This window comes from Selenomonas sputigena ATCC 35185 (assembly GCF_000208405.1).
Lineage (GTDB): Bacteria > Bacillota > Negativicutes > Selenomonadales > Selenomonadaceae > Selenomonas > Selenomonas sputigena.
On the sequence record NC_015437.1, the window covers coordinates 337,899 to 353,571 of the forward strand.

The window sequence follows — 15,673 nt, forward strand, 5'->3', positions numbered from 1 at the left end:
TCAAAAAAAGAGCCGCCACGGCTGCAAAACCATGGCGGCTCTTTCTCGTACGTCTTGAGGAAGTGCGGAATTTATCCGCGATCCCTTCAGTCGAGCAGGCTCTCGACCATCTCGCGCGGCACGAAGCCGACGGATTCTTTCGTCTTCTTTCCGTCCTTGAAGACGATGAGCGTCGGAATCGACTGCACGCCGAACCGGACGGCGAGATCGGGCTGCTCGTCGATGTTGACCTTGCCGACCTTGAGGTCGGGATGCCCTGCAGCCACCTCGTCGATGACGGGCGTGAGCATGCGGCACGGGCCGCACCACGGCGCCCAGAAGTCGAGCAGCACCGCGCCCTTGGCGGCCGTGACCTCGCTCTCGAAGTTTTCCTTTGTAATCTCTATTGCATTCATGTTTATCCCTCGCAATCTTTTTTTGATGAAGCTCCTTCTTCATTATATCACATTTTTTTCCTCGGAAAAAGCGGGAAAGCGTGCGATTTCTTCCGTCTTGCCGTCAAATCTCTTGCAATATCGCGCTTTTTCCACTACAATGATGAACGAAAAATAATGATGGGGAGTCGTTGAATTTATCCGTGCTTCCCTGGAAAGGTGGATTCCATGACACGATTGGAAGAGATGCTGCAGGCGAATGAGGCGTACTGCAAGAACCCGCCCGTCGACTACACGGGAGAGGATGCACACGAGAGCAAGCTGCCGAAGAAGAAAATCGCCGTGTTCACCTGCATGGACACGCGCCTTGTAGAGCTTTTGGAGCCTGCCTTGGGGCTAAAGCGCGGCGACGCGAAATTCGTCAAGACCGTCGGCAACACGCTCATCGGCCCCTTCGACGGCGTTGTGCGAAGCCTCATGGTTGCGACATACGAGCTCGGCATTGAGGAGATCTTCGTCGTCGGTCACGACGAATGCGGCATGGCGAAGACGACGGCGAAGAGTCTCATCGAGGCCATGCACGCGCGCGGCGTCGACGATGCGGCGATCGCGCCCCTGCGCGAGGAGCTTGTGCATTGGGCGGACAGCTTCAGCCATCCGGCGGAAAATGTCAAGGAAGTCGTCCAAAAACTGCGCGAGAATCCGCTGCTGCCGAAGGATCTTAAGATTCACGGACTGATGTTGCACCCGAGGACAGGCAAGGTCGACCTGATTGAGAGCGGCGATGCGTGAAGAGAGCATCGGATACGAGGAGAAGTTTTTTGCTGCAGGTATGCCGAAGGAGAAGTCATGATGGCCGCTCGAAGAAAGAACCGTGACTTTACCGCGAAGGATCTTGTCTTGACGGCGCTGATGACGGCGATCGTCTTTCTAGCCACCTTCGTGCCGCACATCCCGATTCCGCTGGGCTACGCGCATTTGGGCGATGCCGCGATCTTTCTCTTCGCACTTTTGGCGCCGCGGCGCTCGGCGCTCTTTGCCGCGTGCTTCGGCTCGGCGCTTGCCGACTTCATGAGCGGCTTCGCGCTTTGGATCGTGCCGACACTCGTCATCAAGTTCGTCATGGCGGAAATCGTCTGCCGCATGGCGGATGCGGCGAGTCTCGTTGGACGCATCGGCGTGGCGCTCACGCTTTCAAGCCTCTGGATGGCGGCGGCCTACACGTTCGCAGGGGCTGTCCTTTACGACAGCCTCGCGGCGGCGCTCGCCTCCTTCCCCGGGCTTTTCGCGGAGGGCGTCGTCAATAGCGTCTTGGCGCTCGCCGCCCTGCCGTTTTTACGCGGGCGTTTTTTGCGCAAGGATTGAATTTTATGGATGAGGAAAGAAGTGACGGAATTGCTCGCTCCCAAGGGCTATGAAGATATTGAAGAAAAGGTGCTGGCGAAAGAGCGCCTGACGCGCGAGGACGGCGTCCGCCTCTTTGACTGCAGGAACATCGCTTGGCTCGGTGCACTCGCCGACCATGTGCGGTGCGAAAAGTGCGGCGACGTCGTCTACTACAACGTGAACTGCCATGTGAACCTCACGAATATATGCCGTGCGCACTGCAAGTTCTGCGCTTTCGGCCGTGACGCCGAGGACAAGGGCGCCTACGAGATGGAGGCGGCGGACGCCATCGCCGTCGTCGAGGATGCGATGAAGGATCCGCATCTTGCGGGACTGCACGTCGTTTCGGGGCTGCATCCCGAGTGGAGCTTCGATGACTATCTCGCGCGTCTTCGTGCACTGCACGAAAGATTCCCCAAGCTCTACCTCAAGGGATTCACGGGCGTCGAGATCACGCACTTTTCCAAGATCTCGGGGCTTTCCGTGCGCGAGGTGCTGGAAAGGCTCAAGGCGGCGGGACTCGATGCGATCGCGGGCGGCGGCGCTGAGATTCTCTCCGACCGCATCCGCGAAGAGCTGTGTCCGAACAAGGCGACGGCGAAGGAGTGGCTCGACGCTGCGCGCACGGCGCATGAACTCGGCATCAAGTCGAACGCCTCGATGCTCTACGGGCATATCGAGACGCTCGCCGAGCGCGTCGACCATCTGCTCGCACTGCGCTCTCTGCAGGACGAGACGGGTGGCTTCCAGACGTTCATCTGCTTCCCGTTCCTGCCGAAGAACACGGCGCTCGCCGCCGAGAGCGGCATCTCTCAGACCTCGATGTGGGACGACCTCAGGACGATGGCGATCTCGCGCCTCATGCTCGACAACTTCACGAACATCAAGGCATATTGGGTCATGCTGACCGTCCCCGTCGCCCAAGTAGCGCTCGGCTTCGGCGCGAACGACATCGACGGTACGGTGCACAAGGAGACGATTCTGCACGACGCGGGCGCGAAGAGTCCGCGCGCGCTGACGGAGGACCGCATCATCCGCATCGTCAAGGAAGCCGGCCGCATCCCGGCGGCATGTGACTGCAACTTCAATATCCTTCATGTGTATGAATGAGGTGGGCAATATACTTGCTGTTATGATAGTGCGTCCTCGTCAAGCTTTGCAATTCTGCGTGCAGCGGTTTTATATACGGCAGAATCGCTGCGCAGACCAATGACGATGATAAGCATGTGATCGCGGTCTTGCACCAGTTTGTAGACGATACGGATGCCTGAGCGCTTCAGCTTGATTTTTAATATTCGTGTCGGTGTGTGCGCCCAATGGCTTGCCGTAGCCGCCCTCACTTGCAGGCAGTGGGTTTTGAGAAACCTTGCAGATGGCTTTTGCCGTTTCCTGCTTTTGACTGCCGTCAAGACGCTCGAAATCTTTTTGCGCTGCGGCCAGGAACTGTACCTGCCACGTTATTCGATTTCGACGCTCTCAAAATCGAGAGAAGGAAGGTCGATGCCGTTTCGCTTGCAGACTTCCTCAAAGGGAATAGCCGCCTGCTCTTTGCTGTCGAAGTCTTTCAGTCTTTCGGAAGCGAGATGCAGAAGGTCAGCGTCTTCTAAGCGCTCGACAAGGGCGTTGTAATCGGCAGGCGACAGCAGGACGCACTCCGGTTCATTGTTCTTCATGACGACCGTCATGCCGATTTGTTTTACGTTGGAGAAAATTTTTCCGGCTTGGCCGCGATTGAAGGCTGTGATGGGAATCGTAGGGGGAAGCGGGCGTATTTGCGGCATGATGAACCATCCTTTCCGGATCATGCAGGTACTCTGCGTTCAGTATAGCAAGATGTCGATAAAATGGCAACGAATTTGTCGACACCTCTGCTGCGGGGATCGGAGCAGAGTATCCAGTGGTATAACGCATGGTCGAGAAAAGAACTGTTTTATGCGTGTAGTTTACCATGAAGCCCCAAGAGGTCAAGCCGAAGGCGCAGACCGATTGGCTCGGCTTCTGTAAGGGCGGCGCACAATGTCCACAAAGTGGACGTTTGTGCGTGTAGCTTATGAGCGAAAGGAGCATTTGCATGAAGAAGGGGCTTTTCGTATGCTATCCGCGCTGCACGACATGCCAAAAGGCGCGTCGCTGGCTGGAAGAGCGCGGCGCTCTGGTCGAGGAGCGAGACATCAAGGAGGAGAGGCCGACAGCTGATGAACTGCGTGCTTGGCACGCGAAGAGCGGCCTGCCGCTGAAGCGCTTCTTCAATACGAGCGGCTTGAAGTATAAGGAACTTGGGCTCAAGGACAAACTGCCCACCCTGAGTGAGGCCGCGCAGTATGACTTGCTCGCTTCCGACGGCATGCTCGTCAAGCGTCCGCTTCTCGTCGCTGCTGACTTCGTCCTCGTCGGCTTCAAGGAAAAGGAGTGGCAGGAGCGCTTTGAATGAATTTCCGGCGAGATGCGCCGGGATGAGTGACTTCGTTTTATCCGTGTTTTCGGGGCTGTGCCCGGGCTTTCTGCCTTGGGTGCAGTCTTTTTTGCTTCTTGGAGAGAAGCGCTTGCCGGGCGGTGGGAAGCCCTTGGAAAAATCCTCGGATCTTCCCTTAGGAATAGAGGCGTTCGCGACGATAGATACATTGGACGCATATATTTTGGCTACTTTTACGGGGAGAGGTACGAGATGAACGGAAATTTGAAAAACTGCCCTTCGTGCGGCAAGCTCTTTATCGCACAGCCGAAGCAGAGGCTCTGCATGGACTGCTTCGAGAAGCAGCGTGAGGAAGAAGAACGCATCATCCGCTATGTGAATGCGCATCCGGAGGTGACGACGCTCGACGAGATTGCTGCAGGGACAGGGGCTGAGCCAAAGGAGATCCTGCGCATGATCCACGACTCCCGCCTGCTGCAGGCGGATCGGGAGATCCGCTATCCGTGCGAGAGCTGCGGTACGCTGATCACGCGCGGACGCTACTGCGCGGGCTGCATGCGCGACTTCAAGGCGGGGGCGGATCGCATTGGCTGAGGGCGGATGACCTCTTCTTTTCGACGGCGCAATTCCGTGCCCGTCGCCAAAAAATAGGACGCTTGAGAGCCGCTCTTTCGCAGAAACTTCTCATGGAGCGGCGCTTAAGCTGAAAGAATTTTTTTCCGATACTACTCATGAAAGACGGGTATGTGAGTGAGGATGCTCCGTTTCCGTCTATAACAAGAAAGGTGGTGAGGTGCGATGTCCATCCAGGTGCAGGGACGTGTGCAGGCTCTTTATGGCGTCTATGCGGCGAATGAAGCTCTTTCTGCCGTGCAGACGCAGGAAAGATACCGGCCGGAAGCGCCGCGCAAGGACGCCGTTGTGCTTTCTGAGGAAGGCAGGACGTTCGGTGAGATTCTCAACCGCTTGAAGGCGGATAACGATAAGGTTCGAGAGGACAAGGTTGGCCTTTATGAAGAGCGCATCGCCGCGGGCGATTACTATGTTGCAGGCCGCGACATAGCTGCGAAGATGCTTGATCAGCGCATTTGAAAAACCTTGTTTTGACGTGCCGTCGCGAGGAGGATGCTTATGTGGCGTGAAATGAAGGAAGTCATGAGAGCACTTTCTTCGTGCTACGCGGAGCTTGTGAGGGTCAGCGAGGCGAAGCACAAGGCGCTGGCCGCGATGGATCTCAAGGCGATCGAGCGCGCCGTGAAGGAAGAGGAACGGTTCGCGGCGGAGATCGAGCGGCTTGAGACGCGCCGTAAGGCGGCTCTTCGCGTCATGGCGGAAAAGGAAGCGGGCATAAGGCCGACGATGAAGATGCGCGAACTTCTGGCGCAGTGTCCCGATCGGCGGATTGCCGGAGAGCTTGCGGCGCTGCACGAGGAACTTGACCGTCGCATGAAGGAAGTTGAGCGCTTCGGCGAGCGGAATACGCTGCTTGCTGAAGGCGCACTCGCCGCAGTGACGGCGAACCTCAACCGCATCGGCGGCACGGCGGCGGGCGCGTCCTACGGGGCGGGCGGCAAGGAAAGCGTGACGCGCGAACGGCGTTTCGACTTCAAGGCGTGAAGCTATGGGAGAAATCATCAAGCTGCTCAGGCAGCAGATCGACTTGTGCCAGAGGCTGCTCCTCGCGACAGAACGTCAGCGCCAGGCTCTTTGCAGCGGTTCGGGCGATTCGCTGAGCAAGGAGACGAAGGCTATCGAAGTCCTGCTCATTGAGCTGCGGCGCATAGAGAAGCGCCAGGCACTTCTCCTCAAAGGAACGGCAACGCGTGATTTGACCGAACTCCTCTCGCGCACGACTCCGTCGGAAGAGCGCACTGTCGCGAAGCGACTGCTGAAAGAGGCGGACACCGTCATGCGCGAGATGCAGGAAGCCGTCGCCATGAACGGTGCCCTGCTCGATCGCCACATGCAGTTCATCCTCTTCAACATCAATGTGATGGCGGGGACGCCTGCGGAGGCGACGTACACGGCGAAGGACGTACAGAAGGGGAAGAAGCAGGCGGGCGCGGACACGAAGGTGTTCGATGCGAGCGTCTGACGGGATAGATAGAGAAAGCGCGGATTCGCAGGAGCGAGGCGGCGCTTCCGAAGGAAAAGGGTGAAAGAATGCGATCGACATTTTCCGGACTGAACACGATGGTTCGCGGCATTTACAACAATCAGCTGTCCCTTGATACGGTGGGACACAATATCACGAACGCGAACACAGAGGGCTATTCGCGCCAGCGCGTGAATCCTGCAGCTACGCGCCCGCTGGAGCAGGGCGGCATGTTTGGCGGACTTTTCGTCGGCACCGGCGTCGATTCGGAGTCGCTGACGAGGGCCCGCGATTTTTTCGCGGACAAGCAGTATTGGCAGGAAGAGGCAACAGAGTCCTACGCGAAATACCGCCAGAAGAACTACGACAAGATTGAGGCGGTATTCAACGACTCGAAGACCAAGGGGCTGCAGAACGCGATGCACAAGTTCTACAGCGCATGGAACGACCTCAGCGTCTACGCGAGCGACCCTGCGAAGCGCGTTTCCGTCGTCGAGTCGGGCAAGCAGTTCGCCGACCGTCTCGAAGAGTCGGCGCAGAACGTGCAGAAGCAGCTCGACCTCGTCTATCGCGAGATGGACACGCAGGTCAAGGACGTCAATGAGATCACGCAGAAGATCGTCGAGCTTAATAAGAATATCTCGCTCGCCGAGGCGAACGGCGCGATGGCGAACGACCTCAGGGACAAGCGCGACCTCCTTGTCGACAAATTGTCGGGCTACATGAGCCTGCACGTTTACGAGATGGACAATGGCATGTACCAGATCGTTTCGGGCGGCGCGTCCATCGTCAACGGCATCTCGCGCCTTGAACTCAAGATGGACGGCCCAGTTGAGAACAAGCGCTACGGAGTCAACGACTACTCGCTGATCTTCAAGGATACGAATACCCTCTTTGTGCCGGGCAACGGCACCTTGCAGGCCGCTGTCGACTCCATCAAGGAGGATAAGGCGTACATGGACAAGCTCGCGAACATCGCGGCGACGTTCATGACGCAGTTCAACGACCAGCATCGCGCGGGTGCGGGCATCGACAAGGACAAGACGTCGAATCTCAACTTCTTCGGCAGAAACGACAAGTACTATGTCTGGGACAAGGAACGCCAGTCGCTCCTTGCGGCGAAAGTGACGGGCACGGGGTCGACAACGGCGGGTTCGCCGCCCGTGACGACGCATACGACGACGCTTTCGACGACGCCTGGCGATACGGAAGAACTGCAGGGACTTGAGATCATCAAGGCGATGAAGGTCAGCGCCGAACTCGTCACGCAGAATGGCGAGCTCAAGGTTGCGGCGCGCGGCTTCGGCGACAACAGCGACGCGAAGAACTCCTACGTGCAGAACTTCAGCTACAGCAATTCGACTGTCCCGCCGAACATCACGGGCACGGGCACCGTCGTCCATACGACGAGCGACATGAACGGCACGGCGGACGGCAGCAACGCCGTCCTTCTGACGAACATCTTCAACATGGAGCAGAAGGACACGGGGCTGACCATCTACAAGAACCCGACGGCGGGCAGCCCGACGGAAACGCGTCCGACGGGCACGGTTTCACTCAACAACTATTACAACTCGGTGACGAGTGCGCTCGGCATCGACTCGAACGCCATGGACACGAAGGTCAAGTTCCAACAGGATGTCATGACGCAGATCGAGGCTTGGCGCACGTCGGTCTCAGGCGTCAACTGGAACGAGGAACTTTCCAACATGATCAAGTTCCAGCAGGGCTACAGCGCGTGCGCACGCTGCATGACGACGATGGACGAAATGCTCGACCGTCTCGTGAACAACACGGGACTGGTGGGAAGGTAAGGTGAAGTAGATGAGAATCGGCAGCTTGCAGATGGTTTCGCGCTATCAGAAACAGCTCAATACCGCTGCAGAGGAGCAGGCGAAGCTCATGGAGCAGTCGGATGGACAGTCGCTGCACCGCCCGTCGGACGATCCTGTGCGCTACTCGAACTGGCTTCGCTACAGCACGGAGCAAAACGAGAACGAGCAGTATAAGAAGAATGTCGATGCCGGCAAATCGTGGATGCAGCGCACGGACGGCGCCGTATCGGGCATGGCGGACATCTTCAAGACGTTGAAGGAAAAGACGATCCAAGCGGCGCAGTCGCCGCACCAGAATACGGATATGGCGGCGATCGCCAAGGAGATGACGGCGAAGCTGCATGAGATCGTTTCCCTCGGCAATTCGCAGCAGGGCGACCGCTACATCTTCTCAGGGCAGTCCGACCTCACGCAGCCGTTCCTCCTCACGGAGAAGAAGGTCGCGCGCGGCGTGCCCAAGACGCTTGACGATCAGCAGTCGAAGTTCTTCAACAATACGAACGTGTCGGGCCGCATGAAGCAGATGATCACGCTCCAGGGCGACGACAAGAACGAATACTATCTCGATACGAAGACGGGAGACATCTATTCCTACGACTTCATGAAGGACGGCTACAAGAAGAAGGTCGCGGCAGGGCAGACGGAAGTCAATCCGGCGGCTGACCGCGCGGGCACTCTCGGCGGCGCATTCAACGTGTCGGATAACTTCCTCAACACGGGGCAGATCAAGGACGCCTCGACGACGCCGCCGGCCGCTGCCGGCAAGGGTGCGAATTGGTCGCAGAGCATCACGGTGAACGGTCAGACGGTCAACTTGAAGCTCAAGACCATCGACCAGCAGATCGTCAAGTACCAAGGCGATTTCAAGCAGATCTCGATGGTCAAAAAGAACGGCGCTGTCGAGCCGACCGCCGACACCGTCAACGCTACGGCGGGCGACATCTTCGGCACGGACATCTTCGACGATGAAAATTCGGGCAACACCCAGTCGGGCACGGCGGCGATCAACGACATGCTGACCGTGGCGGCGAAGGTCGACTCCTCCGACGTCAACTGGCTGATTTCCGACGGCGTGACGCTCGCCGACGAGTCGCACAACAACGTCGTCATCGCGCAGGATCATATCGCGGCGCGACACAATGTCTACAAGGGCATGGCGGACATCCTCGACGACTACGCCGTTTCCATCAAGCAGGACATCTCCGACACGAACAGCACGGACGTCGCAAAACTCGCCGTCCAGCTCATGCAGGCATCGGCGATCTACAACATGTCGCTCTCCGTCGGCTCGCGCATCCTGCCGCCGACCTTGACCGACTACTTGAGGTAAGAGAAAGCCGGAAGAAAGGAGGAGCGCGATGCTTTCCAATATGACGTATCTCAACGTGCGCCATACGCTGCCCGTGCTCGGCTGGCAGGCACGCTCCTTCAAGCTTCAGACGAGTATGACGCCTGCCAAGATGCAAGGAAGGCGGCGCGAAGCGAGCGCGAATCTCGGCACGACGCAGGTGCGCATCGACATCGACAGCTACGAGAGCCGCAAGGCGTACGGCTTCAGGAAGGACGCCGACCTCTGCGCGGACTTCAAGAACGCAGGCATTTCGGGCGTGAAAAGCGGCACGAGCCGCCGCTCATCGGAGGCTTGGCAGGCGATCGACGGTGCGGCGAAGCCAAATGCCGACTTTTTCCAGAAGCAGGCGAAGGGCAAGATCGAAGCCGAGATCAAGGAGCAGAAGGAGATCGAGCTGAGACCCATTCCACGCCCGAAGATCACCGTCTATCCGGCCGAGGTCAAAGGCTCGCCCGATGTCGGCGAGCACTCGATCGACATACGCTCCGATCCGTTCGCCACATACGACTATGAGCCGGGCAGTATCGACTATCATATGAAAGTGGAAGGTTCCATTCACATGTGGACATCCATCGGCCATTATGATGTATACGCATAGGGGAGAAGAACATGAGAAAGATCACGACGACGCGCTTTGGAGAAATAGAGGAAGACGAGAGCAAGATCGTTCATTTTGCTGCAGGTCTTCCTGCCTTCGAAGACGAGCACGAGTTCATCATCATACCATACGACGAGGAAAGCCCCTACGTCTTCCTGCAGTCGGCGGTGACGCCTGACCTCGCCTTCCTGATGGCGATTCCGTTCATCTTCTTCCCCGATTACGAGTTCCGTTTGGAAGACGATGTGCTCGAAAGCCTTGCTCTTGAGCGGCAGGAAGATCTTCTGCTTTATACGCTCTTGACGATTCCGGGAAAAGATATCCGCGAGATGACGGCAAACCTTCTTGCGCCGATCGTCATCAACAGCCGCACGAATGAGGGATGCCAGATCGTCCTCGACAAGAGCGGCTATTGCACGAAGCACAAGTTGTTTTCCAAGAAGGCGGAGGACAAGGAAGCAAGCGAGCGGGAGGCGAACTGAATGTTGGTATTGACGCGCAAGCCGCGCCAACAGATCATGATTGGCGACGACGTCGTCGTTCATGTCGTGGAAGTGCAGGGGGACAACGTCCGCATCGCCATCGAAGCGCCGCGCGAGGTCAAGATCTACCGCGGCGAGATATATCGCGCCATACAGGACGAGAATAAGCGGGCGGCAGCGCCTGCTGACATCGACCTCAGCGGTGCGTTGCCCGGGACGGAGTGAAGCGCCTCATCCGGGGCAAGACTTTAGCAAGTCGTTCCTTGCAGGAGCAGGAAGCTCCTGTATTGCCCCGCGCAGGAAGCGCTCGGCAAACAAGGGATTGCATATATTTTATCTATGGAGGGAGAAACTATGATAAGCAAGATTCAGGACGCGCTCGGCGCGGCGGCCGTCATGCAGATGACCGATCTTGCCGTGGGGGGGAGTCCGGCGCCCGCTCCTGCAGCACCCGCAAACAGCGGACAGCAGGCAGCGGCGACGGGCGTGGACAATCCCGCGGCGAGCGGCCTTGCCGGCGAGGCTTCGCCCGCCGCCGTCGTCGACGAGCATCTGAGCACGCAGCTGCAGGCGCGGGAGATCAGCGAAGCGGCGAAGGCGAAGAGCGAGGCGGCAGAGCAAGAGCGCAGGGAAAAGGCCGGCAAGGACAAGCCGGTCGACGAGTCGCAGATGACGTACCTCATGAAGGAGATCAACCGCATCATGAGCCGCATGAACTGCAACATCGCCTTCGAGTACCACAAGGAAGTCGACGTCATGAGCGTGCGCATGCTCGAAAAGAAGACGGGCAAGCTCATTAAGGAGATGCCGCCCGAGTACATGATCAAGGGCATGGAAAAGACGCGCGAATGGCTGGGCACGTTCCTGGATCAGCCGGCCTAAGGAGGAAGAATTATGGGTGTAAACGGAATTTACGGCCTTTCCGGCTCGGGTCTTGACGTAGAATCCCTCGTCAAGATGGGCATGAAGGGCAAGCAAAACCAATACGACAAGATGTACAAGCGCGAGATGACGAACGAGTACACGAAGACCGCGCTCAACGAGCTTTACAACAAGGTCAACACGTACAACCTCTCCGAGCTTACGAACTACAAGAAGCAGTCCGACATGGCGGCGAAGAGCGCGTCAAGTTCGGACGACAAGACGGTCACGGTCAATGCGAATGGTGCGGCGGCGGTCATGAGCCATACGGTCACGGTTGAAAAACTCGCGTCGAACTCCTATTTCGTGTCGAACGCGCCGATCACGCGTTCCTCGGATAATCCGAGTAAAGCAATGTCGACCGAGCTTGCCGACATCGCTTTCAAGCGCATCGATAAGCTGACGACGCCCGGCCCCGGCGGTGTGCAGCAGTATCACGTCTACTATGCGGACGGCACGGATGCCGTCGTCAATGAAGGCGACACGGCGATCGATATGGATCTCGCGGACAAGGATCCGGCATCTGCCGACGATATCTACCACGTCAAGTATACGTTCAAGGATCTCGTGGAAAACAAGAAGACGCTGAACGATCTCGCGAGCAGCATACAGAACGCCAAGCGCCCGCCGAAAGGGCCGAAGGATGTCGCGCACAAGGCGAACTTCAATGCGAGCTACGATGCGGCGACGGGTTCTTTCAGCATCTACAACAAGAACGGCGGCGCTAGCAATGTCATCAGCGTCAAGACGCTCGACAAAGGCTCGACGCAGCTCGTGAACAACCTGCACTTCGCGAAATTCGACCAGTCGACGAACACCTTGACGAACTTGCCCTCTTTCGTGCAGGGCACAGAGCAGAAGTTCGGCGGCACAGCTGGCAAGGTCAAGGTCGACGGCAGAGAGTACATTGTCGATGAGAACCGCCTCGTCGCGGGAGGCGTCACCTACAACTTCCTCAACAAGACGCAGACGGGACAGACTGTCACGGTCTCCGTCTCGCAGAACGTCGACGCCGTCGTCGACAGGGTCAAGAAGTTCGTTGAGAGCTACAACAAGCTCCTGGACGAGCTGCAGAAAGAATACAACACGCAGCACGACAAGGACTACGACCCGCTGACGAAAGAGCAGGAAAAAGGCATGTCGGAAGAGCAGGTCAAGCGCTGGAACGAAAAGGCGAAGGGCGGACTCCTCTACCACAACACCTACCTCGGCAGGCTCATCAGCAAGATGAGAGAAGCCGTCGCGACGCCCGTCGCGGCTGCCGAGTCGAAGTACAACTCCGCATCGTCGCTCGGCATCACGACGAAGGTTGGCAACAACCACGGTCATCTGTCGCTGGACGAGGACAAGCTCAAGAAGGCGCTGGCGGAAGATCCCGACTCCGTCTACCGCGTCTTTGGTTCGCTGGACGAGAAGGACGACTTCAAGAACTCGGGCGTTTCGATGCGCCTGTCGAAAGTCGCCCTGGACAGCCTCAAGGAGATCAGCAAGGAAGCGGGCACGAAGTCCGATTGGGACGATGCGTCAACGCTCGGCAACTTGATCCGCTCGCAGAAGAAAAAGATGAAGGACTTCAAGAATCTCTTGGACGACTTCCAGTCACAGCTCTATAAGAAATACGACGCGATGGAATCGGCGCTGCAGCGCATGAACAGCACCTACAGCTCGATTTTCGGCGCGAAGTGATAGGGGAAGGCAGGGGGAAAACGAATGGTAAATGCAGCAGCGGAAGCATATAAGAGACAGCAGATCATGACGGCGACGCCCGAAGCCCTGACGCTCATGCTCTACAACGGCGCCCTGCGCTTCATGTCGGAGGGCAAGGAGGCTCTGGAGAAGAAGGACTACGAGTCGGCGAACAACTCGATCATCAAGGCGGAGAAGATCATCACGGAATTTCGCGTGACGCTCGACTTCAACTATGAGATCTCGCATCAGCTGCTGCCGCTGTACAACTACGTCTACGACTGCCTCGTGCAGGGAAATCTGGCGAGCGACACGGCGAAGATCGACGAGGCGGCGGGCATCATACGCGAACTGCGCGACGCCTGGGCGCAGGCGATGAAGAAGGCGCGTGCCGAAAAATCGGGCGAGAGCTTGGAAAGCGCGGCGCCGCCCATGCCTGAAATCTCGACGACGCCGCCTCCCGAGGGCGCATGATGGAGATGCACACGCCCGAGGAACTTTGGCGGCTGTACTTGGAGCTTTCGCGCGAGATGCTGAAGTTCCTCAAGGAGGACGACATCGACCGCTTCTTAGACCTTGAAGAGCAGAGAGCCAAGATCTTCGAGAAGATGGAAGCGTGCAGCATCGAAGCCTTCAAGGTGACACAGGAAGGGCGAGCTCTCGTCGAAGAACTCAAGCCCGTCGAGATGCAGATCATCTATAACACGAAGGTCTGGCTGAACAAGTCGCGCACGCAGCATGAGACTGTACGCGACTACGAGGTCAGGGGTTTTGACCCCAGCGGTCATCTCGTGAACCGAGAAATGTAAGGAAACGGCGTCGATTTGACGGAGTGCGTTTTATCGAGCGCTGCAAGAAAAAAATCGTCGGCGGGAAAAAAGTTTCAAAAAACACTTAAGGAAATGACGCGTCCCACCGATAAACTAATTGAGCAAAGGCAAGAGATACTTGCCGCTCAAAAAGTGTCAGCAACCAGGCGGGTCTCCGATCGACCCGCTGCATGAAGCTAGCTAGCGGCGGCATGCAGCAATGACGGAAAACGCCTGCTTTGCTTATTTGCGCCGCAAGGCGCAGGGACGGCAAGCCGTCTCAAGCACCGGACAAGGATGCCCGGCAGGAGAAGAACTAGGAACAACCAGGGAGGAAAAGACAAATGGCATTGGTAGTTAAGAACAACATGATGGCGGTCAACACGCTGAACACGTTGAACAAGAATCAGAGCGCGCTCTCGACGAGCCTCAAGCAGGTTTCGTCCGGCATGAAGATCAACGGCGCTGTCGATGACGCTTCGGGCTATGCGATTTCCGAGCGCATGCGCGTCCAGATCCGTTCGCTCGATCAGGACAACCAGAACACGCAGAACGGCAACAGCATGATGAAGGTTGCTGAGGGCGCTGTTTCCAGCACGGTTGACATCCTCAAGACCCTCAAGGAGAAGGTCATCAACGCTGCGAACGACACGAACACGGATGACGACCGTCTGACGATCCAGAAGGAGCTCAACCAGAGCATCGACCAGATCAACGACAACGCGAACATCACGTTCAACGGCAAGTACCTCGTCGACGGCACGCACAACCAGAAGGTCACGGCTACGACGACGACGTTCACGAACCAGTCGATGAGCACGGCGACGGTAGCTACTTCGGCTATGACGGGTCTGCTCGATCGCACGGGTCGCAACCTCAACATCCATTCGCAGGATACGATCACGGTTTCGTACGTCAACCAGGGCAAGACGGAGACGACGAGCTTCAAGGTTTCGACGCAGACTTTCTCGGAGGTCATCAAGCGCCTCTCGGGCACGGGCATTGTCGGCGGCATGGCAACTGATGTCGGTGCTACATCCGTCATCGGCACGAACGTCGCTGGTGACACGGTCTACACGGCTTCCGGTGAGAGCGCGATCTCGCTCTACGCTGCAGGCACGGGCGTTGGCAAGTCGGTCGGCGGCATCACGTTCAGCATCACGGATACGCAGGGCAACATCAACAAGTCCGCGAATGCTGTCCTCGACGCTTTCTCCGAGACGGTTCGTGCGCAGGACAACTCGCAGGACAACTCGATGAACTTCCAGATCGGCACGCGCGCCAACCAGGCGATCCGCGTCGGCATGACCGATATGCGCGCCCAGGCTCTCGGCCTCCAGGGTTCGGACGGCTCCACGCTGAACATCAGCACGCGCGACAAGGCGAACGCTGCCATCAACGTTCTTGACAACGCGATCAGCAAGGCACTCGACCAGCAGACGACGATCGGCGCTGTTCAGAGCCGCTTGAACTACACGAGCCAGAACTTGACGACGGCAAGCGAGAACGTCCAGGCTTCCGAGTCCACCATCCGCGATGCCGACATGGCAAAGGCGATGACGAACTACACGAAGAACAACGTTCTCATGCAGGCTGCTCAGGCTATGCTCGCTCAGGCGAACCAGTCCAGCTCCGGCGTTCTCAGCCTGCTCCAGTAATTTCGTCAGAATTACAAAAGAGCTCTCAAGAACCTCCCCTTCGGGGGAGGTTCTTTTGCGTGCAT

21 protein-coding genes are annotated in these 15,673 nt (G+C 57.7%); 18 read left to right on the forward strand and 3 right to left on the reverse strand.

The genetic code is table 11. The annotated features are described in order from the left end of the window. Window positions 1-86: 86 nt before the first annotated feature. A complete protein-coding gene (trxA, locus tag SELSP_RS01540) occupies window positions 87-395 on the reverse strand; it encodes a thioredoxin (RefSeq protein ID WP_006193761.1) in 309 nt (102 codons plus the stop codon). Window positions 396-602: 207 nt separating this feature from the next. On the opposite strand from trxA, the gene SELSP_RS01545 reads away from it, so the two are divergent. The 3 genes from SELSP_RS01545 to mqnE are packed head-to-tail and all read left to right on the forward strand — an operon-like array spanning window position 603 to window position 2,870. Then, window positions 603-1,166, forward strand: a complete 564-nt coding sequence (locus SELSP_RS01545) for a beta-class carbonic anhydrase (RefSeq protein WP_006193759.1) — start codon at window positions 603-605, stop codon at window positions 1,164-1,166. Window positions 1,167-1,223: 57 nt separating this feature from the next. Next, the gene (locus SELSP_RS01550; RefSeq protein ID WP_006193758.1) at window positions 1,224-1,739 is read left to right on the forward strand and encodes an ECF transporter S component; all 516 of its coding nucleotides are present in this window, start codon (window positions 1,224-1,226) and stop codon (window positions 1,737-1,739) included. Window positions 1,740-1,748: 9 nt separating this feature from the next. Next, entirely contained in the window at window positions 1,749-2,870 is a 1,122-nt protein-coding gene (gene mqnE / locus SELSP_RS01555; protein WP_006193757.1) for an aminofutalosine synthase MqnE, read from the forward strand. A gap of 20 nt (window positions 2,871-2,890) precedes the next feature. Here the strand turns inward: mqnE and SELSP_RS11845 are convergent, their stop codons facing one another. Both SELSP_RS11845 and SELSP_RS01560 read right to left on the reverse strand, forming a co-directional pair. Next, a complete protein-coding gene (locus SELSP_RS11845; protein ID WP_232362386.1) occupies window positions 2,891-3,169 on the reverse strand; it encodes a hypothetical protein in 279 nt (92 codons plus the stop codon). A gap of 48 nt (window positions 3,170-3,217) precedes the next feature. After that, window positions 3,218-3,541, reverse strand: coding sequence for a type II toxin-antitoxin system Phd/YefM family antitoxin (locus tag SELSP_RS01560; protein WP_013740548.1), 324 nt, complete (start codon window positions 3,539-3,541; stop codon window positions 3,218-3,220). 290 nt (window positions 3,542-3,831) lie between these two features. Between SELSP_RS01560 and SELSP_RS01565 the strand changes: the two genes are divergently transcribed. From SELSP_RS01565 to SELSP_RS01640, 15 genes are all read left to right on the forward strand, one after another. Further along, window positions 3,832-4,191, forward strand: a complete 360-nt coding sequence (locus SELSP_RS01565) for an arsenate reductase family protein (protein WP_013740549.1) — start codon at window positions 3,832-3,834, stop codon at window positions 4,189-4,191. Between the two features lie 234 nt (window positions 4,192-4,425). Then, entirely contained in the window at window positions 4,426-4,767 is a 342-nt protein-coding gene (locus SELSP_RS01575; RefSeq protein WP_013740550.1) for a flagellar protein, read from the forward strand. Window positions 4,768-4,971: 204 nt separating this feature from the next. Next, complete coding sequence (locus SELSP_RS01580) at window positions 4,972-5,265, forward strand: flagellar biosynthesis anti-sigma factor FlgM (RefSeq protein ID WP_006193752.1); 294 nt, start codon at window positions 4,972-4,974, stop codon at window positions 5,263-5,265. A 39-nt stretch (window positions 5,266-5,304) separates the two neighbouring features. Beyond that, window positions 5,305-5,790, forward strand: coding sequence for a flagellar export chaperone FlgN (gene flgN / locus SELSP_RS01585; protein WP_013740551.1), 486 nt, complete (start codon window positions 5,305-5,307; stop codon window positions 5,788-5,790). A gap of 4 nt (window positions 5,791-5,794) precedes the next feature. Further along, the gene (locus SELSP_RS01590) at window positions 5,795-6,268 is read left to right on the forward strand and encodes a flagellar protein FlgN (RefSeq protein WP_006193750.1); all 474 of its coding nucleotides are present in this window, start codon (window positions 5,795-5,797) and stop codon (window positions 6,266-6,268) included. A gap of 68 nt (window positions 6,269-6,336) precedes the next feature. Further along, entirely contained in the window at window positions 6,337-8,082 is a 1,746-nt protein-coding gene (gene flgK, locus SELSP_RS01595; protein WP_081443699.1) for a flagellar hook-associated protein FlgK, read from the forward strand. Between the two features lie 10 nt (window positions 8,083-8,092). Then, window positions 8,093-9,433 carry a flagellar hook-associated protein FlgL gene (gene flgL / locus SELSP_RS01600; protein WP_006193748.1) on the forward strand — a complete coding sequence of 447 codons (1,341 nt, stop codon included), beginning with the start codon at window positions 8,093-8,095 and terminating at the stop codon, window positions 9,431-9,433. Between the two features lie 28 nt (window positions 9,434-9,461). Continuing rightward, the gene (locus SELSP_RS01605) at window positions 9,462-10,052 is read left to right on the forward strand and encodes a DUF6470 family protein (RefSeq protein ID WP_006193747.1); all 591 of its coding nucleotides are present in this window, start codon (window positions 9,462-9,464) and stop codon (window positions 10,050-10,052) included. An 11-nt stretch (window positions 10,053-10,063) separates the two neighbouring features. Continuing rightward, on the forward strand, window positions 10,064-10,534 hold the full coding sequence (gene fliW / locus SELSP_RS01610; protein ID WP_006193746.1) for a flagellar assembly protein FliW: 471 nt from the start codon (window positions 10,064-10,066) through the stop codon (window positions 10,532-10,534). Continuing rightward, window positions 10,535-10,759 (forward strand): carbon storage regulator CsrA, encoded by a 225-nt coding sequence (gene csrA, locus SELSP_RS01615; RefSeq protein WP_006193745.1) that lies wholly within the window; start codon window positions 10,535-10,537, stop codon window positions 10,757-10,759. Window positions 10,760-10,888: 129 nt separating this feature from the next. Further along, entirely contained in the window at window positions 10,889-11,416 is a 528-nt protein-coding gene (locus tag SELSP_RS01620) for a flagellar protein FlaG (protein ID WP_013740552.1), read from the forward strand. A gap of 12 nt (window positions 11,417-11,428) precedes the next feature. Beyond that, window positions 11,429-13,141 (forward strand): flagellar filament capping protein FliD, encoded by a 1,713-nt coding sequence (gene fliD / locus SELSP_RS01625; RefSeq protein WP_006193742.1) that lies wholly within the window; start codon window positions 11,429-11,431, stop codon window positions 13,139-13,141. A gap of 24 nt (window positions 13,142-13,165) precedes the next feature. Continuing rightward, window positions 13,166-13,615 carry a flagellar export chaperone FliS gene (fliS, locus tag SELSP_RS01630; protein WP_006193741.1) on the forward strand — a complete coding sequence of 150 codons (450 nt, stop codon included), beginning with the start codon at window positions 13,166-13,168 and terminating at the stop codon, window positions 13,613-13,615. Beyond that, a complete protein-coding gene (locus SELSP_RS01635; RefSeq protein ID WP_006193740.1) occupies window positions 13,612-13,950 on the forward strand; it encodes a hypothetical protein in 339 nt (112 codons plus the stop codon). The genes fliS and SELSP_RS01635 overlap by 4 nt, the downstream gene beginning before the upstream one ends. A gap of 344 nt (window positions 13,951-14,294) precedes the next feature. After that, window positions 14,295-15,608: a flagellin N-terminal helical domain-containing protein gene (locus tag SELSP_RS01640; RefSeq protein WP_006193737.1), complete on the forward strand. Its 1,314-nt coding sequence runs from the start codon at window positions 14,295-14,297 to the stop codon at window positions 15,606-15,608. Window positions 15,609-15,673: the final 65 nt, after the last annotated feature.

Bases quoted from the DNA above. Each gene is read 5' to 3' on its own strand.
- csrA (WP_006193745.1), top strand. From the start codon at position 10,535: ATGTTGGTATTGACGCGCAAGCCGCGCCAACAGATCATGATTGGCGAC.
- flgK (WP_081443699.1), top strand. From the start codon at position 6,337: ATGCGATCGACATTTTCCGGACTGAACACGATGGTTCGCGGCATTTAC.
- SELSP_RS01640 (WP_006193737.1), top strand. From the start codon at position 14,295: ATGGCATTGGTAGTTAAGAACAACATGATGGCGGTCAACACGCTGAAC.
- flgL (WP_006193748.1), top strand. From the start codon at position 8,093: ATGAGAATCGGCAGCTTGCAGATGGTTTCGCGCTATCAGAAACAGCTC.
- SELSP_RS01605 (WP_006193747.1), top strand. From the start codon at position 9,462: ATGCTTTCCAATATGACGTATCTCAACGTGCGCCATACGCTGCCCGTG.
- SELSP_RS01560 (WP_013740548.1), bottom strand. From the start codon at position 3,541: ATGCCGCAAATACGCCCGCTTCCCCCTACGATTCCCATCACAGCCTTC.
- SELSP_RS01545 (WP_006193759.1), top strand. From the start codon at position 603: ATGACACGATTGGAAGAGATGCTGCAGGCGAATGAGGCGTACTGCAAG.
- fliW (WP_006193746.1), top strand. From the start codon at position 10,064: ATGAGAAAGATCACGACGACGCGCTTTGGAGAAATAGAGGAAGACGAG.
- trxA (WP_006193761.1), bottom strand. From the start codon at position 395: ATGAATGCAATAGAGATTACAAAGGAAAACTTCGAGAGCGAGGTCACG.
- mqnE (WP_006193757.1), top strand. From the start codon at position 1,749: ATGAGGAAAGAAGTGACGGAATTGCTCGCTCCCAAGGGCTATGAAGAT.
- SELSP_RS01580 (WP_006193752.1), top strand. From the start codon at position 4,972: ATGTCCATCCAGGTGCAGGGACGTGTGCAGGCTCTTTATGGCGTCTAT.
- SELSP_RS01565 (WP_013740549.1), top strand. From the start codon at position 3,832: ATGAAGAAGGGGCTTTTCGTATGCTATCCGCGCTGCACGACATGCCAA.
- SELSP_RS01620 (WP_013740552.1), top strand. From the start codon at position 10,889: ATGATAAGCAAGATTCAGGACGCGCTCGGCGCGGCGGCCGTCATGCAG.
- flgN (WP_013740551.1), top strand. From the start codon at position 5,305: ATGTGGCGTGAAATGAAGGAAGTCATGAGAGCACTTTCTTCGTGCTAC.
- fliD (WP_006193742.1), top strand. From the start codon at position 11,429: ATGGGTGTAAACGGAATTTACGGCCTTTCCGGCTCGGGTCTTGACGTA.
- SELSP_RS01550 (WP_006193758.1), top strand. From the start codon at position 1,224: ATGATGGCCGCTCGAAGAAAGAACCGTGACTTTACCGCGAAGGATCTT.
- fliS (WP_006193741.1), top strand. From the start codon at position 13,166: ATGGTAAATGCAGCAGCGGAAGCATATAAGAGACAGCAGATCATGACG.
- SELSP_RS01590 (WP_006193750.1), top strand. From the start codon at position 5,795: ATGGGAGAAATCATCAAGCTGCTCAGGCAGCAGATCGACTTGTGCCAG.
- SELSP_RS01635 (WP_006193740.1), top strand. From the start codon at position 13,612: ATGATGGAGATGCACACGCCCGAGGAACTTTGGCGGCTGTACTTGGAG.
- SELSP_RS01575 (WP_013740550.1), top strand. From the start codon at position 4,426: ATGAACGGAAATTTGAAAAACTGCCCTTCGTGCGGCAAGCTCTTTATC.